Consider the following 17862-nt stretch of genomic DNA (forward strand, 5'->3'; position numbering starts at 1 on the left):
AGGAGTCGCTTCATGAATCCCTTAAGCCCCTCAGACTTGACACAAATCGCGGAACATTTGTTTGGGATGACTGGTTTTTTTATTTCCTATCAAAATCAAGAGCACGTCTCAATCGAGTTACGTCCTTCCGCACCCAAGCATCCAGCTAATCTATTGATTGAAGATACGTGGCCTACTTTAAAAAATCATCGCCCTCTACTTCATACCTTAAAAGACGGAACGGCTTATCTGTTCGTAGACGTTCCTGACCAAGGCATGTACCGGATCGGTCCCGTTCTCTTACAGTCAGCACTTTTTCGGGCTCATATTCAAGATGAGACCTATCATCAATTTTATAAAGTTCTACCCCGAACGACGGAAAATCGTCTGATCGACTGTGCCCATTTGCTCTATCGCCTTCTACATGGTGAAGGATTGTCCTCTCGTGACATCGATCATGTTTCAGATATACAGGAAGAGGAAATTCCTTTAGTGTCTGAAGCCCCTTCGCACACAGGTGTGACCGCCTATCGAAAAGCTTGGCAACGCGAGCAACAAATCATCGACTGGATCTCATCCGGACAGAGCGAACGGTTGGCGACGACCTATTCTCTTCCCGCATACGGTGAGTTCGGAACACTCGCACGTCACCAACCACTCCGAGCAGAAAAGAATCTACTTCTAGGAACGGTTCTTCTAAGCGCACGTGCCGCTATTCGTGGGGGACTCGAACCAGACGAAGCCTTTTCGCTTAGTGATCGGATGATTGAGACGATCGAAGCTGCGACGAGTATTGCAGAATTGCGAAATCGTCACGTTCGGATCACGGTATCTTTTGCGGAAGCCGTCAAAGAAATACAGGCGTTGCGTCATTCGCCACACGTCTTAGCTGCCATTCGATACATTCAGCAGCATCTCTATGATCCTTTATCGGTCTCGTCCATCAGTCAGGCGATTCACGTATCCTCCAACTATTTATCCGTTTTATTTAAAGATGAAACGGGTTTACCGCTGGCTCGTTACGTCATTCGTGAACGGATTCGCGAAGCGAAAAGATTGCTACGTTCATCTGACGACTCGCTATTGACGATTTCAAACCGACTGCACTTTTCAAGTCAAAGTCATTTCAGTCAGGCCTTTAAACAAATCACGGGCGAGACGCCTACTCATTACAGACAAAAGACAGATTTTTAGGAACACTGCTACCTTTTTCAGATTTGTGATATCCTATTCAACAGAATACAATTTTGCCGAATCGAATCTTTTTCGATTCTTTCATCAAAAGGAGAGTCAACATGAATTCAATTAGTGTGATCATTCCAGTCTATCAAACCGAATCTCAAGCAAAAGCTGCGATTCAATCCGTTCTCGACCAACACGTTTCGATTCCTGTAGAAATCGTCGTTGTCTTTGATGGACCAAGTTCTTATGTCGATGATATTCGTGCACTATATCCAACGTGTACCATCATCGAACAATCACATCAAGGTGTGTATGCGGCTCGACGTAATGGAGTTCAAGCTGCTTCAGGAGACTATGTCATCTTTTTAGATAGTGATGATATTCTTGCTCCCCGTGCGCTTTACACATATATCAAGGCATACGAGAAGTCTCGTGGGGAAGTCATCATCGGTAAGATCTCCCCTGTCTATAATAAGAAGAAATGGCTGATGCCAATCGATGACGATCGTTACTTCTTTTACTCGCGCACGAAGTTTAATTCGCGTCACTTGACGACAATCCATGGATGGATGATCAAAAAAGAATTGCTTCAGACATTGCCTAGCTTCGAAACGACATGGTTTGCGGATACGCTCATCGCCCATACTGTCATTTCGCAGTTAACGAACATTACTTCCGTCAACTACATCGTGTACGGACGGAATTCAAGAAGTACACCACTGGATGGTCAATCGCTCTTCCAACTACGTGACATTACGACACTCTCAGATATCTCTCGAATTTATGGCATATTATCAGCAGAGACAAAAGATGAAGAAGTCCAAAAATTCTTAAATACGTGGTATAAACGGTTCATTTCAAAACGTGGACGTACATTACTCGAACGGAGTTCATCTAATACTCAACAAGCAGAAGTCTACAACCATGTCGCTTACGACTTAAAGCGGATGCCATCAAAGAGTAAATATCTACAAGCTTGGTCAACGGGATCGTACGCGATGTTCAAGCTGTACATTACTGCTGTCAAAACAAAACGTTCCTTACGTACGGCGCGTCGTAAAAAAATTAAAAATGGTCTTATGCTATATCGACTATTCCAGAAGATGCCGATCAAAGACAATCTCGTCTTATTTGAAAGTTTCTTAGGGCGGAGTTACTCTGACAATCCGAAGGCACTTTACCTTCACCTAAAAGAAAAACATCCGGAACTAGAACTTGTTTGGATTTTCGCTCAAGAACCTTCTGATGAAGTGAAGGAAGCATGTCCGAATTGGGTACTTCGAAACAGCTTTACGTACTATCAATACATGGCTCGTGCGAAATACTGGATTTTCAACACGCGTCAGCCGCTCAGCTTGAAAAAACGCGAAGAAACTATTTATCTTCAAACATGGCACGGTACGCCATTAAAACGACTCGGTCTTGATATGGAAGATGTGCATATGGCTGGAACGAATGCGATTCGCTATAAAAAGAATTTCTATAACCAAGCGCAAGAATGGAACTATCTGATTTCGCCAAACGCGTACTCGAGCGAAATCTTCAAGAGCGCATTCGGGTTCCAAAATACGATGCTTGAAACGGGCTATCCTCGTAACGATCTCTTATATGCCGATAATCAAGCGGGTCTCATCAGTGAAATCAAAACACGCTTAAATATTCCGGCTGATAAAAAGATCGTCCTTTATGCACCGACATGGCGAGATGATGAGTTCATCGCGCGAGGAAAATACCGATTCGACTTGCAATTGAATTTAAATGAGATGCAAGCACGCCTCGGTGACGAGTACGTCGTCCTTTTACGGATGCACTACTTGATTGCTCAAAACATGGATATCAGTGGACACGAAGGATTCGCTTACGATGTCTCTTCATACGGTGATATCGCAGAACTCTATCTGATTAGTGACATCCTGATCACGGACTACTCATCTGTGTTCTTCGACTATGCACACTTGCAACGTCCAATGATCTTCTTTACGTACGATCTAGAGAAGTATGCTTCAACGTTGCGCGGATTCTACTTCGATTTCGAAGAAGTCGTCCCTGGACCACTTCTGAAGGAAACAGATCAAGTCATCGATTATATCGAACAAATCGATACGAAGTCCGTCGCTTACCAAGAAAAATACGATCGCTTCCTCGAACGGTTCTGTAGCTTAGATGATGGTACGGCGAGTGAACGCGTTCTTGCTGAATTGTTCCCAAGTACAGCACAATCGACGGTCGAGGACGAATCAACAGAAACGGAATGATAAATCAAAAAGTGCCTCCTTCCTTAACTGGAAAGAGGCACTTTTAATTTAGTTACGGACGAACAAGGCAACGCTCTCGACGTGTGTCGTATGCGGGAACATATCAACAGGCGTCACTTCGACGAGTGTATACCCGAGCTCTGTCAATAGCTTCGCGTCACGCGCTTGTGTCGACGCATTACATGAGACGTAGACGATCCGCTTCGGTGCGACATCTGCAGCAGCACGTAAGAACTCTTCGTCACAGCCTTTACGGGGTGGGTCGACGATGATGACGTCTGGTTGAATACCGGCTTTAACAAGATCTGGCATGACCTTCTCAGCTGCACCATACTCGAACGTCACGTTCTCGATCCCGTTCGCTTGTGCGTTCCGACGTGCATCATCGATCGCTTGCGGTACGATTTCGATGCCGTAGACGTGCTTCGCTTGTTTAGCGAGTGATAAGGAAATCGAACCGATCCCACAGTAAGCATCGACGACTGTCTCATCGCCTGTCAACTGAGCGTACTCGAGCGCTTTCGCGTAGAGTTTCTCTGTTTGCAGCGGATTGACTTGGAAGAACGAATGCGGTGAGATCTCATACGTCAATCCAGCGATTTGATCGCGGATGACGGACGGTCCGTACAAGACGACGTTCTTTTTCCCAAGAATGACGTTCGTATCATCCGGGTTGATGTTGTGCTGGATCGACGTGACGTTTGGTAACGCCTTTAAGATCCCTTCGACGATTTTATCGATACCACGAAGTTGTTTGACTTTCGTGACGAGCACGACCATCAATTCGTTCGTATGGTAACCATGACGTGCCATGATATGACGGATGACACCTGCTTTTTTCTTCTCGTCGTACGCTGGTACTTTTAAGTCAGCAAGGACTTTACGAACCGCTTGAACAGCTTCGTCGTTTTCTTTGTTTTGAATCAAGCAGTAGTCCATATCGATGATCCGGTGACTCCGTTTTTGGTAGAAACCAGCCATCAATTTGTTCGATTGGAAGGCAACCGGTACTTGCGCTTTGTTGCGGTAACCCCACGGATCTTCCATACCAATTGTCTCGTGGACTGGAATTTCAAGACCTGCTAGGCGCGCGAAAGCGTCACGGACACGGTTGTGCTTGAACTTGAGTTCTGCATCGTATGACAAGTGTTGCAATTGGCAACCGCCACACTGGTTGTAAACCGGACAAGGCGGCTCGACACGATCGACACTCTTCGTCTTTTGACGGATGATACGACCGAATCCGTAAGACTTCGTCGTTTTCGTGATTTTGATCTTGACCTGCTCCGTCGGCAATGCGCCCGGGATGAAGACCGTATATCCATCGATGCGCGCGACCCCTGATCCTTCATGCGTCAGGTCGACGATCTCGACGACGTGTTCATCGTTCTTTTGTACTGGAATCATGAATATCCTCCTTAAAAACCTCGCTTCACGCGAGGTTCGTTTCTGCTTCTTGTAGTTGTGTATTGATTTGTTCCATCTCTTCGATCCGGAACTTTGGTGTCATGACTTCGAAATGAGAGCGAAGATTCGTCATCTCGCCTTCGCAAATGCCGCCAAACTCACCATCGATGTTCAAGCTCATCTCTGATGTATTCTTCATGCGGACGAATGAGGTCGTGACATGCTCGATGCAAGGGTCCGAGAAATGATCCCCTTTTAAGGCAAGACGCATGACACGAATCAGTTCGACGAGGTTACATTTCTTGAGAATGAAGAGATCGAACCGACCGTCATTGAGTGACGCGTTCGGTGACAATTTCTCGAATCCGCCGACGGAGTTCGTATTGGATGTCAAGAACAGCATGACTTCTCCTTTGAATATACCCTTTTCATGCTCCAGTTCGACATATGTCGGTCGGATTTGCGGAAGTTTCTCCATCCCTTTGACGTAGTACGCGAGCTGTCCGAGTGCCGTCTTCAGCTTCGAAGGCACTTCGTACGACAGTTCTGTCATGATGCCACCACCAGCGATGTTGATGAAGTAATGGACGCCTGCCGATCCTTCGATCTTACCGATATCGACCGGCATCGTATGTCCTGTGCAAATGACATCCATCGCCCCTTCGATCGTCAATGGAATACGCATCGCCCGACCAAAGTCATTCGTCGTTCCAACAGGTAATACACCAAGCTTCGGACGTTTGTTGTAGGCAGCCATTCCGCTGATCACTTCGTTCAACGTACCATCGCCGCCTGCTGCGACGACGAGATCGAAGTCTGCTTCGCATGCTCGTGCTGCTTCATACGTCGCATCGCCGACCGCTTTCGTCGAGTAGACAGATGTCTCATAACCCGCTGCTTCGAGTCGGTCGAGGATATACGGTAAATTTCGTTTAACCATCTCTTTCCCGGAAGTCGGGTTATAAATCACGCGCGCTCTAGGTCTCATAAGATTTTCTCCTTTTTGACTCAACCGTTCATTTGATACATAACTGTTTTATTTTACATGAACTCTCGAGACATTACAAAGCCAAAAAAGACAGCGTCCGTTTCCTCGCAGAAGTAAAGGAGGAACGGACGCTGTTCGATCAGGTACTTATTTTAATTTTTCAAGCTCTTCATAGAAGAGTTGATCAAGGAGGGCAGGGTTCGCCATTCCTTTTGTTTTCTTCATGATTTGACCGATGACGAAGCCTTTCTTCCGGTCACGTCCACCGAGTAATTCCTCGACGACGGCTGGGTTCGCTTCGAACATCTCGACGATGAGACCACGTAGCAATCCTTCGTCTGAAATTTGTGCAAGACCGTTTGCTTCGACGTATGCACGTGGCTCGACACCTTCTTCGATAACGGCCGTGAAGACTTGTTTGGCGATTTTCGAAGAAATCGTGCCGCTTGCGATCAAGTCGATCATCTCTGCCAGACGAGCTGGTGTCATCTTGACTGTTTCAAACGTTTCCGTCGATTTATTCAAATGACCTTGGATCTCACCGATCGTCCAGTTGGCTGCTGCTTTTGGTTCTGCGCCTGCTGCGAGAGTCGCTTCGAAGTACTCTGCCATCTCACGTGTGACCGTTAGTTGTTTCGCATCATACGCTGAAAGACCAAGTTCTTCTTGGTAACGCACGCGACGTGCGTCCGGAAGTTCCGGAATACCGGCACGGATCGTTTCTTTCCAATCGTGATCCAGCACGAGCTTGACGAGATCAGGCTCTGGGAAGTAACGGTAATCCGACGCCCCTTCTTTGACACGCATGAGGACGGTTTGTTTTTTTGTCTCATCGAAACGGAGTGTTTCTTGGCGCATTACACCACCCGCAAGCAATAGTTTGCGGTGACGATCTTCTTCGAACTCAAGACCTTTTAAGACGTTTCCGAATGAGTTCAAGTTTTTAAGTTCTGTTTTCGTACCGAACTTTTCTTGTCCGTATGGGCGGACGGAGATGTTACAGTCACAACGAAGTGATCCTTCTTCCATCTTGACGTCTGAGACGCCTGCATATTGCAAGACTTCCTTGAGACGTTCGAGGTAGGCGACTGCATCTTTCGGTGAACGCATGTCCGCTTCACTGACGATTTCGATGAGCGGTGCACCTGTCCGGTTGAAGTCGACGACTGAGTGATTCGCACCCGTGTGGTTCATCTTACCAGCATCTTCTTCCAGATGGACACGTTCGATTCGGAAACGTTTCGTTTCGCCATCGACTTCCGCATCAATGTAGCCATCGAAGCCGATCGGTTGATCGAACTGTGAGATTTGATACGCTTTTGGCGTATCTGGATAGAAATAGTTCTTCCGGTCGAATTTCGTTTGATCGGCCACTTGGCAGTTGAGTGCCATGGCTGCACGCACAGCGAGCTCGACGGCTTTTTCGTTGATTTTCGGCAAGACGCCCGGATGTCCAAGACAAATCGGGCACGTTTTCGTGTTCGTCTCCGCGCCGTATTCCCGCGCACAACCACAGAACATCTTCGTGTTCGTGCTCAGCTCGGCGTGGACTTCGATCCCGATGATCGTTTCAAAGTTCATGATACATTCGCTCCTTATAACTTCGGAAGCGCGAATCCACCTGTCGCAAGCTCAAACGCATGCGCAGCGCGGTAGATCGTCGCCTCATCGAAATGTTTTCCAATGATTTGTAAGCCGACTGGAAGACCGTCGACGAATCCAGCTGGAACCGAAATCGCTGGAACACCTGCTAAGTTGATCGGAATCGTCAAGATGTCATTCGCATACATCGTGACCGGATCGTCGAGCTGTGCACCGAGTTCGAATGCTGGTGTCGGTGCTGTTGGTCCGATGATGACGTCATAGTTCGCGAGGACATCGTCGAAGTCTTTTTTGATCAACGTCCGAGCTTGTTGTGCTTTTTTATAGTAGGCATCGTAGTAACCTGAGCTGAGCGCGTACGTTCCGAGCATGATCCGGCGTTTGACTTCGTCTCCGAATCCTTGTGAACGGGAATACTTGAAGACATCTTCAAGTGCATCCGCTTCCGCACGGACTCCGTAACGAATGCCGTCAAAGCGCGCGAGGTTCGATGATGCTTCTGATGAAGCGAGTAAGTAGTACGTCGCAAGCGCATATTTCGAGTTCGGAAGTGACACCTCATCGACCGTCGCACCGAGTGCTTCTAGTTTTTGGATCGCTTCACGGATGTTGGCTTTGACGCCTTCACTGACACCCTCACCGAAATATTCTTTCGGAACAGCGATCTTCAACCCTTTGATATCACCTGTCAACGCTTGTGTGTAATCCGTTGTTGCGACGTTCGCAGACGTCGAATCCATCTCACAGTGTCCTGCGATCGCGCTCAAGAGATACGCATTGTCTTCGACTGTTCGTGTCAACGGACCGATTTGGTCAAGAGACGACGCAAACGCAACGAGACCGAAGCGTGAGACGAGACCGTATGTCGGTTTCAACCCGACGACACCACAATAGGCAGCCGGTTGACGAATCGAACCACCTGTATCCGAACCAAGGCTGAACAAGACTTCACCTGCTGCGACAGCTGCTGCTGAACCACCCGAAGAACCACCTGGAACGTGTTTCGTATTCCATGGGTTACGGACTGGTTTGTACGCTGAGTTCTCGTTTGAAGAACCCATCGCGAACTCATCCATGTTCAATTTCCCGATCGTGATCGCCCCTGCTTCATGCAGACGCTCGACGACCGTCGCATCATGAGCTGGCACGAAGTTCTCGAGGAATTTCGAACCACATGTCGTCGTCATCCCTTTCGTGACGATGTTATCCTTGACGCCGATTGGAAGACCAAACAATGGATTTGCTTCATGTTTCGCGACATCATCCATTCGTTTTGCTTGCTCGAATGCTTCTTCGTTCAATGAAAGAAACGCACCGATTTTTCCATCGACGCGGTCGATTTGATCAAAGGATTCTTGGACGAGTTCAGAAACTTTGACTTCGCCATCCTGAATGAGTGTGTGTAGTGTTTTGACACCATGTTCAAAAAGTGACATCGGGTCATTTCCTCCTTATTCGAACACCGCTGGGACGCGGACTTGTCCGTCTTCCCAATCGGGTGCGAGTCGTTCTACTTCCGTACGCGGAAGTGATGGACGTACTTCGTCCTTACGTAGGACGTTCTTTAAATCGAGGACATGAGTCGTCGGTTCGACGCCTGTCGTATCGAGTTCATTTAATTGTTCAGCGAACCCAAGAATCTTCTCGAGTTGTCCTGTGAATTGTGCTACTTCTTCATCTGTCACGGCAAGGCGTGCCAAATGCGCCACGTGGCGGACTTGCTCCTCATTAATCTTTGCCATGTCATTCCACCTCCGGAACTTTTGCGATATATTTTACACTATTTCTAATCATAGCACTTTTCGTCCAGACAAAAAAGACGATGGTGCATCGGGGGGAGGTCCGCACCATCGTCCTTATAGGGGTAGCAAAGCTTCCGGGCGGAAAGCTTCTAGTTATGAAATACCCGCTTTAAATCAGACGAAACAAAAATACTGAATATTCATACTAATACATCGAAGAGCAGATAGACATTGAAGACGATGACGATCGAGACGATCACCCAGGCCAACGTGTTCATGAACCGACTGTTCCGATGTTCCCCCATGTACTGTTCACTCGCTGTCGCCCGAATCAAGGGAATCAAGGCGAACGGAATCCCGAACGATAAGGCGACCTGACTAAGGACAAGTGCTCGTGTCGGATCAAAACCGGAGAACAGCAACAAAATTGCCGGCAACATCGTCACGGTCCGGCGAACGAACAGTGGCAGTTGAAGATGAAGAAAGCCGCGCATGATCGCGTCCCCTGACATTGTCCCGACGCTTGAAGAAGCGAGACCCGAGACAAGTAAAGCAATCGCAAACAGATACGGTGCGCTACCACCGAGCGTGACATGAAGTCCCTCGTAGATCGCTTCAAGCGAACCCGCTTGATACGTCGTGCCGTAAAACACACTGGCGGCGATGACGAGCATCGCTCCGTTGACCGCTCCAGCAATCAACATCGCTCCCCAAATGTCGAAACGCTGAATCCGTAACATCGACAATTTATTCGCAACGTGTCCCATCCGGCGTTTCGTTAAATCGGAATGGAGATAGATCGCATGCGGCATGACGGTCGCTCCGAGCATCCCGGCAGCGAGGACGATGCTCGACGTACCTTCAAATCCCGGTAACAATCCTGCCGATAGATCACGAAAGACCGGATGAACTTCAAATACTTCAATCGCAAAAGCAGCGGCGATGATTAAGACGAGTACGGCGATGACAGCTTCGAAATGCCGGAGTCCCTTCTGCTCGAAGCCGAGGATGACGAACGACAAGACTGCCGTCAATAATGCTGCCATCCGTAAATCGATTGCAAACAGTAAATGAAATCCGAGTGCGGCCCCGACGAACTCTGCGAGATCGGTTGCCATCGCGACGAGCTCCGCTTGTACCCAGTAGAAGAAGCGCGTGACCGGCGATAACTCCTCCCGGATTACTTCCGCTAAACTGAGATTGCTGACGATTCCAAGCTTGGCTGACAGGAACTGAATGACGACCGCCATCAAGTTCGAGGCAACGATGACCCAGAGCAACAAATATCCGTACTGGGCGCCTGCCGTCATGTTCGTCGCGAAGTTTCCCGGATCGAGATACGCGACGGCAGCAACGAACGCCGGTCCGAGATATGTCCGTTTTCTTGGTAAATCTTGTGTAAGTGGCTGTGTCGCCATCTCGTTCACCTCACTTTTTGTTTTCATTATACGCTCATTTTGCACAAGAACAACAAATATGTTTATGGTAAATAACAACGTATGAAGTGAATTAAAAAGGGATGTCTCCTGTAATCAGGAAACACCTCTTTTTGTTAATTAGACGATCTTCCGCTCAGGCTCCGCACCTTTTAGCTGCGCTTGCACTTGATCGAATTCATCATAGATCGCTTGACTCGGTTCCTTCGTCACGAGACTACCGACGACGAGCGCAACAGTCGAAGCGAAGAAGGCTGGAATCATCTCGTACATCTCAGAAATGTAGAATGGCAACCCTTCGACATTTTGTTTGATGAGAATCCAGGCGATGACGACGACAGATCCCGTAATCATCGAAGCAAGTGCTCCTGTCTTGTTCATCCGGCGCCAAAGCAAGCTGAACAGAACGACTGGTCCGAACGCGGCACCGAAACCAGCCCACGCATAACCAACGAGAGTCAAGATCGACTTCTGTGCACCGAACGATAAGAGAATCGCTAGAGCAGCGACGACAAGGACCATCACGCGCCCCATGACCATCAATTCACGATCCGAAGCATCACGCTTGAAGAAACGTTGATAGAAATCATTCGTTGCCGCACTCGAAGAGACGAGTAGCTGTGTCGAGATCGTCGACATGATGGCAGCAAGTAAGGCTGCAAGCAACAGTCCCGTAATGAAACCAGGGAAGAGATCGCGTGATAATTGAATGAAGACATTCTCTGGTTCTCCTAAAGGACTATTTTGTTGCGTGAAGTAGGCATATCCGATCAAACCTGTCACCATCGCTCCAACGATCGAGAACGTCATCCAGATCATCCCGACGCGACGTGCTGACTTCATCTCGTGTAAGTTCCGAATCGCCATGAAACGAACGATGATATGCGGCTGACCAAAGTAGCCGAGTCCCCATGCGAGTAGCGAGACGATTCCAATGACCGTCGTACCTTTGAATAACTCGAGCTTTGAACCGTCCGTCGACCGAATCGTTTCGAGCGTCTCGTTGATCCCATCGCTTAAAGCGAGGGCAACGCCTGGTACGATCAGCAACGCGATGACCATGATCATCCCTTGGACGACGTCCGTCCAACTGACGGCAAGGAAACCACCGAGGAAGACATAAGCGATGACGACGCCCGCTAAAATCCAAAGACCTGTCGTATAATCCAGTCCGAAAACCGCTTCGAACAAACGACCACCAGCAACAAAACCACTGGATGCGTACATTATAAAGAATATTAAGATAACTCCAGCTGAAACAGTACGCAAGACACCACTTTTATCGTGGAATCGTTTTTCGAAGTAATCGGGAATCGTGATCGCATCCCCTGCATGTGCCGTATACGCACGCAGACGCGGCGCGACGAGTAACCAGTTGGCGTATGCGCCAAGTAACAATCCAACGACGATCCACCCACTGGACAGACCAGTTGCATACATCGCACCCGGTAATCCCATCAACAACCAGCCACTCATGTCACTTGCTCCAGCAGAGAGCGCCGTGACGACGGGACCAATCGTACGTCCCCCAAGCATGTAGTCATTCATGTTCTTCGTCCGATAATACGCAATGACGCCTAGTGCGACCATCAGTCCGAGATACAACAAAATCGCAAACCACATTCCGTTCACCCTTGCTCCCCCTTTTTCCATGATATAAGAAAAACGGGCATGCAGGTCGCACACCCGTTTCATCTATTAAACACCATTTCAGAACATTTCTGAAGTTGTTTTTGCTTGAAGATGTAAAGTCAAGTAATCTGGTCCGCCCGCTTTCGAATCCGTTCCAGACATGTTGAATCCACCGAATGGTTGGTAGCCAACGATTGCGCCTGTGCACCCACGGTTGAAGTAGAGGTTACCGACGTGGAAGTTCGCACGCGCGTACTCTTGGTTCGTCCGGTCTTGCGTGATGACAGCACCTGTCAATCCGTATTCCGTGTTGTTCGCGATGTCGATTGCTTCTTTGAAATCTTTCGCTTTCGTGAAGGCGACGACTGGTCCAAAGATCTCTTCTTGCATCAAACGATCCGTTGGTTGAACGTCCGCGACGACTGTCGGTGAGACGAAGAATCCTGTTGAATCATCCGCCGTACCACCTGCGACGATACGTCCTTCTTCTTTTGCGACGTCGAAGTACGACGTAATTTTCTTGAATGCTGCTGCGTCGATGACTGGTCCGACATTGTTTGAGACATCCGTCGGGTTACCGATGCTAAGTTTGTTCGTGTTCGCGACGACTTTTTCGAGCAACTCGTCATAGACAGAGTCGAGTGCGACAACACGTGAACAAGCTGAACATTTTTGACCCGAGAATCCGAATGCCGCTTTCGTGATCATGTCCGCTGCGTAATCGAGGTCGGCCGACTCATCGATGACCATCGTATCTTTTCCGCCCATTTCCGCGATGACGCGTTTGAGCCAGATTTGACCTTCGTTTAGTTTCGATGCGCGCTCGTTGATGCGAAGACCAACATCACGTGATCCCGTGAAGCTGATGAAACGTGTTTTCGGGTGATCGACGAGGTAGTCACCAACTTCTGCTCCTGAACCTGGTACGAAGTTCAAGACACCAGCCGGAAGACCAGCCTGCTCCATTACTTCGACGAATTTCGCTGCGACGACCGGTGTCGTCGATGCGGGTTTCAAGAGGATCGGGTTCCCTGCCACGATTGCTGCGACAGCTGTTCCAGCCATGATCGCGAGTGGGAAGTTCCATGGTGAGATGATGACACCAACACCGAGTGGGATGTAATCGTAACGGTTGTATTCGCCTGGACGACTCTCGACTTTTTTACCGTCTTTTAAGACGAGCATCTGACGTGCGTAGTATTCGAGGAAGTCGATCGCTTCTGCTGTATCAGCATCCGCTTCATTCCAAGGCTTCCCTGCTTCTTTAACGAGGTAGGCAGAGAACTCATGCTTCCGCTTGCGGATGATGTTCGCTGCTTTGAATAGGACGTCCGCACGTACAGACGGATTGACGAATTTCCATGTTTCGAAAGCTGTGACTGCTGCTTGCATCGCTTCTTCTGCATGTTCCTGTGTCGCTTTCGAGACACGTCCGACGATCTCTTCTTTGTTAGCCGGATTGACGGAGACGATTTTATCTTCCGTCGTCACATGTTTTCCACCGATGACGAGCGGATAATCTTTGCCGAGTTCTTGCGTGACGAGTGCAAGTGCCTCTTCGAACGCTTTCTTGTTTGCTTCTTGTGAGAAGTCCGTGAATGGTTCGTGTTTGTACGGAATCATCTCTATTCCCCCTTTAATCTCTACTTTAAATCGCTTACATTCTCCATTGTACAGAAGCATGAGTCCGCTTACAATTATTCTAGTCAAAAAAATAGAGGAGCGACCGATTTGGTCTCTCCTCAGTTCTCGATTATTCCTTTGCTTGTGAAAAGACGATTTCTTCGTGTTCAATTGAAACTTTGACGTCTTGCCCTTGGAATAACCAGTCATCTTGATCCGAAACGACGAAGTGGATGCCGTCGACGACCTCTTCGACCGCTGCCCGTTCGACTTCTTCCATATGAACACCGACCGAGAAACCTTGTGTTAAATCCGTTGAGCCACCATATTTTGCGAAGAAGCGAATCGTATCGCCTGATTTTGCTTCCATCTCATCTTTGAAGTATTGTAATGCCTCATCTGTAATATGAATTTTCATATCTATCACTCCCCTTTCGTTTAGTGTACCGATATCCTACTCAAAAAAGCGAATTTCCTGTATGGTAGAGACAAGATTAGCTATGAAAGCACCATGAAACATTCATCTTAGGAGGAATTCGAATGAAACGATCGCTCGTAGTGCTGCTTGCGACCAGTCTCGTACTCGTCGGTTGCGGAAACGATTCCCCGTCTTCTACAGATACCAAATCCCCGAAGACGACGGAAACGAAACAACAGAAGGCTGAACAGGCCGTTCTTGACGTCTATCAAACATACGAAAAAACGCTCGGTCAATCCGGACGAGCAGATGCGAAGGATCTCGCATCAATTGAATATACGGCTGACGCAAAACAACTTGAACCGCTTGCCGTTGGTGCGAAGAACTTGAATGTCGTTCCCGGTAAGGTCGTCAAGTCGTTCCAAAAGGGCGACGTCGCCTATATCATCCACGAATTCAAGGATGCGAAAGGATCGATTCTCCCAAACCGGGGATCGAAACTGTTATTGAAGAAAGACGATGAGTGGAAAATCGTCCTGACACCGACGACATTCGATCCGTCCGTCTTCTCGACGCTTGGCGATATGTTCACTGGATTTAACGCTGATGAATATGGTGTCAATGCGAAGGCGGCTGATGAGATCGGAAAAACCGATGAAAAAGAGCAGGATGCCGTCTTCTCTCGTGTCAATGCGCAAACCGATTATATGGCGCTTGAGATGAACAGTAACATCCTGATGATTTACGGTGAGGCGCTCAAGAACGAAGGAAATCCTGAAACGCTCGTTGATTACTATCAAGACTACGCAGACTGGTATGAAGAAGAACAGCCACTCCTCTTGAAGACGGCGAAAGCCGGTACGGATTATGAGAAGTACTTGATTGCCCTCGATCCATTAAAAGAGAGTCTTCAAAAGAAGCTTGAGAAATATGCGGATCAATTAAACATGGAATTAGGATAAGGAGGAATTTTCATGCAAGCACCAACATTCACCCTTCCGAACGCACAAGGAGAACCGATTTCCCTCGAGGATTATCGTGGAAAAAAAGTCGTACTCTATTTCTATCCGAAGGATTCAACGCCTGGTTGTACGACCGAGGCATGTGATTTCCGTGATGCGACGCAAGCGTTCGAAGAAAATAACACCGTCATTCTCGGTGTTTCTGCTGATAGTCAGAAACGGCATCAAAACTTTATCGCAAAATACGAATTACCGTTCCAATTGTTATCAGATATCGAGCATGAAGTGTGTGAGCAATATGGCGTCTGGCAACTGAAAAAGAACTACGGTAAGGAATATTTTGGAATTGTTCGTTCAACTTTCCTAATTGATGAGTCTGGTGAAATCGTCAAGGAATGGCGCAGTGTGAAAGTAAAAGATCACGTCGCAGAAGCACTTCAGTACGTCCAAGAGCAGAAATGAGTTCAAGAACCAGTTGTTTTATACAACTGGTTCTTTTTGTATTAAACCCTTTTAAAAACTCCTAATTTTATCCTTCAACAAAAATAATTTAATAAAAAAACCATTGGTATTACACACAAATTTAATGATTTTGAAATAATCTGAAAATATTCTATTGATTTTTCTGAATATTGTATTTATTATTGATAACAAGTTGATCCGGTGCTTTCCACAGCTTAAGAATAAAAGGCGATGACCCCTCTTATTTTTAGTCGGACACCGGATCGCTATCCTATCGGTTCTTATCGTTTCACCAGATATATCTATTTCTTTTGGGAGGGATTTACTTTATGAAGAAGAAAAAGGCACTTGCACTCGTTGGAGCACTGACAATCGCTGGATCAAGTCTTGCGGCATGTTCGACGACAGATGAAGGTAAAAAAGAAAGCGGTTCGACATCTGGAGAGAAATCTTCAGACAAACAAATCTTAAATTTAACGAGTGCTTCAGATATTCCAGCACTTAGCCCAACCGTCGCAACAGACTCTGTTTCTTTCACAGTGTTAAACAACGTCCAAGAAGGTCTATTCCGTCTTGATGACAAACAAGAAGCTACACCTGGTGTTGCTGAAAGTGTTGATGTTTCGGAAGATGGACTTACATACACGTTCAAGCTTCGTGATTCGAAATGGTCGGATGGCAGTGATGTCACAGCAAAAGACTTCGAGTATGCATGGAAACGTGTTCTTGATCCGAAAAGTGGTTCGCAATATGCGTATATCATGTATATCATCGATGGCGCAGAAGCGTATAACACAGGAAAAGGAAAAGCTGACGATGTTGCAGTCAAAGCTGTTGACGACAAAACGCTCGAAGTTAAGCTGACGCAACCGGCTGAATACTTCAAATCATTAACTGGTTTCGGTTCATTCATGCCACTGAAACAAGAGTTCGTCGAAAAACAAGGGAAAAACTTCGCGACGAAACCAGATACATTCCTCTACAACGGACCGTTCGTCCTATCAGACTGGAAAACAGAAGTCGGTTGGAGCTACAAGAAAAACGATCAGTACTGGGATAAAGACAACGTTAAACTCGAAGAGATCAACTACAAAGTCGTTAAGGAAACATCGACTGCAGTTAACCTTTACGAAAAAGGTGATATCGATTCAGTTGGTCTGACAAGTGAGTTTGTTGATCAGTATAAAGATAACGAAGACTTTGATACGCGTCTTGATGCGTCGATGTTATATATCCAAATGAACTTCAAGAATGAACTCTTGAAAAATAAAGACATCCGTAAAGCAATCGACTCTGGATACGATAAAGAGCAAATGGCGAAAGTTCTCTTAAACAACGGTTCTATCCCAGCTTATTACTACGTCCCGAAAGAATTCGCAAAAGGTCCAGACGGTAAAGACTTCCGTGATGGTAACGAAGGCTTCGGTTCATACGATGCTTCTTCTGCAAAAGCATCGTTCGAAAAAGGTTTGAAAGATATCGGTAAAAAATCAGTCAAACTCGAGCTTCTTTCATACGATGATGATAACTCGAAGAAAATCTCTGAATACCTAAAAGGCGAGTGGGAGAAAAACCTTCCAGGTCTTGAAGTCACGATCAAACAACAGCCGTTCAAGAACAAACTTGAGCTAGAATCAAAAGGTGAGTTCGAACTATCATTCGCAGGATGGGGACCTGACTACCAGGATCCGATGACGTTCCTCGATATGTGGGTAACAGGTGGACCATACAACCGTGGTAAGTACTCAAGCGATAAATATGATTCACTCATCAAATCAGCTCAAAAAGAAGTAGATGCTGAGAAACGTTGGCAGGCACTGAAAGACGCTGAGAAAACTCTCCTTGAGGACGATCAAGCGATCTCTGTTATGTATCAGCGCGGAGCTTCCTTCTTACGTAAGCCGTATGTCAAAGGAATCGTCAACCATAAAGTAGGTGCCGATACTTCATACAAATGGGCATCAATCGAAGGAAAATAAGTTACACCAAAAGACCAGATTCGCTGACGAGCGTGTCTGGTCTTTTTTTCCACCTGTGTCATTTGTCCTATTTTTCTGAATAGCATTAAAATTTCGTGTCATTCTGTTTTCATTTTTATATCTTCGTTTTATACTATCAAAGAATCCGATTCACTATATTTACAATAATCCATTAAAATTATTCATAATTAATGG

At 47.0% G+C, this 17862-nt stretch carries 14 protein-coding genes; 5 read left to right on the forward strand and 9 right to left on the reverse strand.

The genetic code is table 11. The annotated features are described in order from the left end of the window. The first annotated feature begins 12 nt into the window (after positions 1 to 12). Positions 13 to 1173: a helix-turn-helix domain-containing protein gene (locus tag B4C70_RS03900; RefSeq protein ID WP_290777090.1), complete on the forward strand. Its 1161-nt coding sequence runs from the start codon at positions 13 to 15 to the stop codon at positions 1171 to 1173. 101 nt (positions 1174 to 1274) lie between these two features. Further along, the gene (locus tag B4C70_RS03905) at positions 1275 to 3416 is read left to right on the forward strand and encodes a bifunctional glycosyltransferase/CDP-glycerol:glycerophosphate glycerophosphotransferase (RefSeq protein WP_290777092.1); all 2142 of its coding nucleotides are present in this window, start codon (positions 1275 to 1277) and stop codon (positions 3414 to 3416) included. 48 nt (positions 3417 to 3464) lie between these two features. On the opposite strand, the gene rlmD is transcribed toward B4C70_RS03905, so the two are convergent. The 9 genes from rlmD to B4C70_RS03950 form a co-directional block, all read right to left on the reverse strand. Continuing rightward, the gene (gene rlmD, locus B4C70_RS03910) at positions 3465 to 4823 is read right to left on the reverse strand and encodes a 23S rRNA (uracil(1939)-C(5))-methyltransferase RlmD (protein ID WP_290777094.1); all 1359 of its coding nucleotides are present in this window, start codon (positions 4821 to 4823) and stop codon (positions 3465 to 3467) included. A gap of 25 nt (positions 4824 to 4848) precedes the next feature. Next, positions 4849 to 5811, reverse strand: a complete 963-nt coding sequence (locus tag B4C70_RS03915) for a diacylglycerol kinase (RefSeq protein ID WP_023469333.1) — start codon at positions 5809 to 5811, stop codon at positions 4849 to 4851. A gap of 147 nt (positions 5812 to 5958) precedes the next feature. Next, a complete protein-coding gene (gatB, locus tag B4C70_RS03920) occupies positions 5959 to 7392 on the reverse strand; it encodes an Asp-tRNA(Asn)/Glu-tRNA(Gln) amidotransferase subunit GatB (protein WP_290777096.1) in 1434 nt (477 codons plus the stop codon). A 14-nt stretch (positions 7393 to 7406) separates the two neighbouring features. Next, positions 7407 to 8849, reverse strand: a complete 1443-nt coding sequence (gene gatA, locus B4C70_RS03925) for an Asp-tRNA(Asn)/Glu-tRNA(Gln) amidotransferase subunit GatA (protein WP_149427816.1) — start codon at positions 8847 to 8849, stop codon at positions 7407 to 7409. A 15-nt stretch (positions 8850 to 8864) separates the two neighbouring features. Next, positions 8865 to 9155, reverse strand: coding sequence for an Asp-tRNA(Asn)/Glu-tRNA(Gln) amidotransferase subunit GatC (gene gatC / locus B4C70_RS03930; protein ID WP_023469336.1), 291 nt, complete (start codon positions 9153 to 9155; stop codon positions 8865 to 8867). A 200-nt stretch (positions 9156 to 9355) separates the two neighbouring features. Next, positions 9356 to 10600 carry an Nramp family divalent metal transporter gene (locus B4C70_RS03935; RefSeq protein WP_290777099.1) on the reverse strand — a complete coding sequence of 415 codons (1245 nt, stop codon included), beginning with the start codon at positions 10598 to 10600 and terminating at the stop codon, positions 9356 to 9358. A 111-nt stretch (positions 10601 to 10711) separates the two neighbouring features. After that, on the reverse strand, positions 10712 to 12214 hold the full coding sequence (putP, locus tag B4C70_RS03940; RefSeq protein WP_290777125.1) for a sodium/proline symporter PutP: 1503 nt from the start codon (positions 12212 to 12214) through the stop codon (positions 10712 to 10714). Between the two features lie 87 nt (positions 12215 to 12301). Continuing rightward, positions 12302 to 13846, reverse strand: a complete 1545-nt coding sequence (gene pruA, locus B4C70_RS03945; RefSeq protein WP_029342578.1) for an L-glutamate gamma-semialdehyde dehydrogenase — start codon at positions 13844 to 13846, stop codon at positions 12302 to 12304. Between the two features lie 130 nt (positions 13847 to 13976). Next, positions 13977 to 14264 carry a HesB/YadR/YfhF family protein gene (locus B4C70_RS03950; protein WP_023469340.1) on the reverse strand — a complete coding sequence of 96 codons (288 nt, stop codon included), beginning with the start codon at positions 14262 to 14264 and terminating at the stop codon, positions 13977 to 13979. A 122-nt stretch (positions 14265 to 14386) separates the two neighbouring features. On the opposite strand from B4C70_RS03950, the gene B4C70_RS03955 reads away from it, so the two are divergent. From B4C70_RS03955 to B4C70_RS03965, 3 genes are all read left to right on the forward strand, one after another. Beyond that, positions 14387 to 15226: a hypothetical protein gene (locus B4C70_RS03955; protein WP_290777101.1), complete on the forward strand. Its 840-nt coding sequence runs from the start codon at positions 14387 to 14389 to the stop codon at positions 15224 to 15226. Positions 15227 to 15238: 12 nt separating this feature from the next. Then, positions 15239 to 15688 (forward strand): thioredoxin-dependent thiol peroxidase, encoded by a 450-nt coding sequence (bcp, locus tag B4C70_RS03960; protein WP_023469342.1) that lies wholly within the window; start codon positions 15239 to 15241, stop codon positions 15686 to 15688. Positions 15689 to 16017: 329 nt separating this feature from the next. Then, a complete protein-coding gene (locus tag B4C70_RS03965) occupies positions 16018 to 17667 on the forward strand; it encodes a peptide ABC transporter substrate-binding protein (RefSeq protein ID WP_290777104.1) in 1650 nt (549 codons plus the stop codon). The last annotated feature ends 195 nt before the right edge of the window (positions 17668 to 17862 follow it).

It is taken from the genome of Exiguobacterium sp. UBA5002, assembly GCF_002396765.1.
Lineage (GTDB): Bacteria > Bacillota > Bacilli > Exiguobacteriales > Exiguobacteriaceae > Exiguobacterium_A.

Excerpts from the sequence above, each read along its gene's own strand:
- putP (WP_290777125.1), bottom strand. The coding sequence starts at position 12,214 with ATGTGGTTTGCGATTTTGTTGTATCTCGGACTGATGGTCGCACTAGGC.
- B4C70_RS03955 (WP_290777101.1), top strand. The coding sequence starts at position 14,387 with ATGAAACGATCGCTCGTAGTGCTGCTTGCGACCAGTCTCGTACTCGTC.
- rlmD (WP_290777094.1), bottom strand. The coding sequence starts at position 4,823 with ATGATTCCAGTACAAAAGAACGATGAACACGTCGTCGAGATCGTCGAC.
- gatA (WP_149427816.1), bottom strand. The coding sequence starts at position 8,849 with ATGTCACTTTTTGAACATGGTGTCAAAACACTACACACACTCATTCAG.
- pruA (WP_029342578.1), bottom strand. The coding sequence starts at position 13,846 with ATGATTCCGTACAAACACGAACCATTCACGGACTTCTCACAAGAAGCA.
- B4C70_RS03915 (WP_023469333.1), bottom strand. The coding sequence starts at position 5,811 with ATGAGACCTAGAGCGCGCGTGATTTATAACCCGACTTCCGGGAAAGAG.
- B4C70_RS03965 (WP_290777104.1), top strand. The coding sequence starts at position 16,018 with ATGAAGAAGAAAAAGGCACTTGCACTCGTTGGAGCACTGACAATCGCT.
- gatC (WP_023469336.1), bottom strand. The coding sequence starts at position 9,155 with ATGGCAAAGATTAATGAGGAGCAAGTCCGCCACGTGGCGCATTTGGCA.
- B4C70_RS03905 (WP_290777092.1), top strand. The coding sequence starts at position 1,275 with ATGAATTCAATTAGTGTGATCATTCCAGTCTATCAAACCGAATCTCAA.
- gatB (WP_290777096.1), bottom strand. The coding sequence starts at position 7,392 with ATGAACTTTGAAACGATCATCGGGATCGAAGTCCACGCCGAGCTGAGC.
- B4C70_RS03950 (WP_023469340.1), bottom strand. The coding sequence starts at position 14,264 with ATGAAAATTCATATTACAGATGAGGCATTACAATACTTCAAAGATGAG.
- B4C70_RS03900 (WP_290777090.1), top strand. The coding sequence starts at position 13 with ATGAATCCCTTAAGCCCCTCAGACTTGACACAAATCGCGGAACATTTG.
- bcp (WP_023469342.1), top strand. The coding sequence starts at position 15,239 with ATGCAAGCACCAACATTCACCCTTCCGAACGCACAAGGAGAACCGATT.
- B4C70_RS03935 (WP_290777099.1), bottom strand. The coding sequence starts at position 10,600 with ATGAAAACAAAAAGTGAGGTGAACGAGATGGCGACACAGCCACTTACA.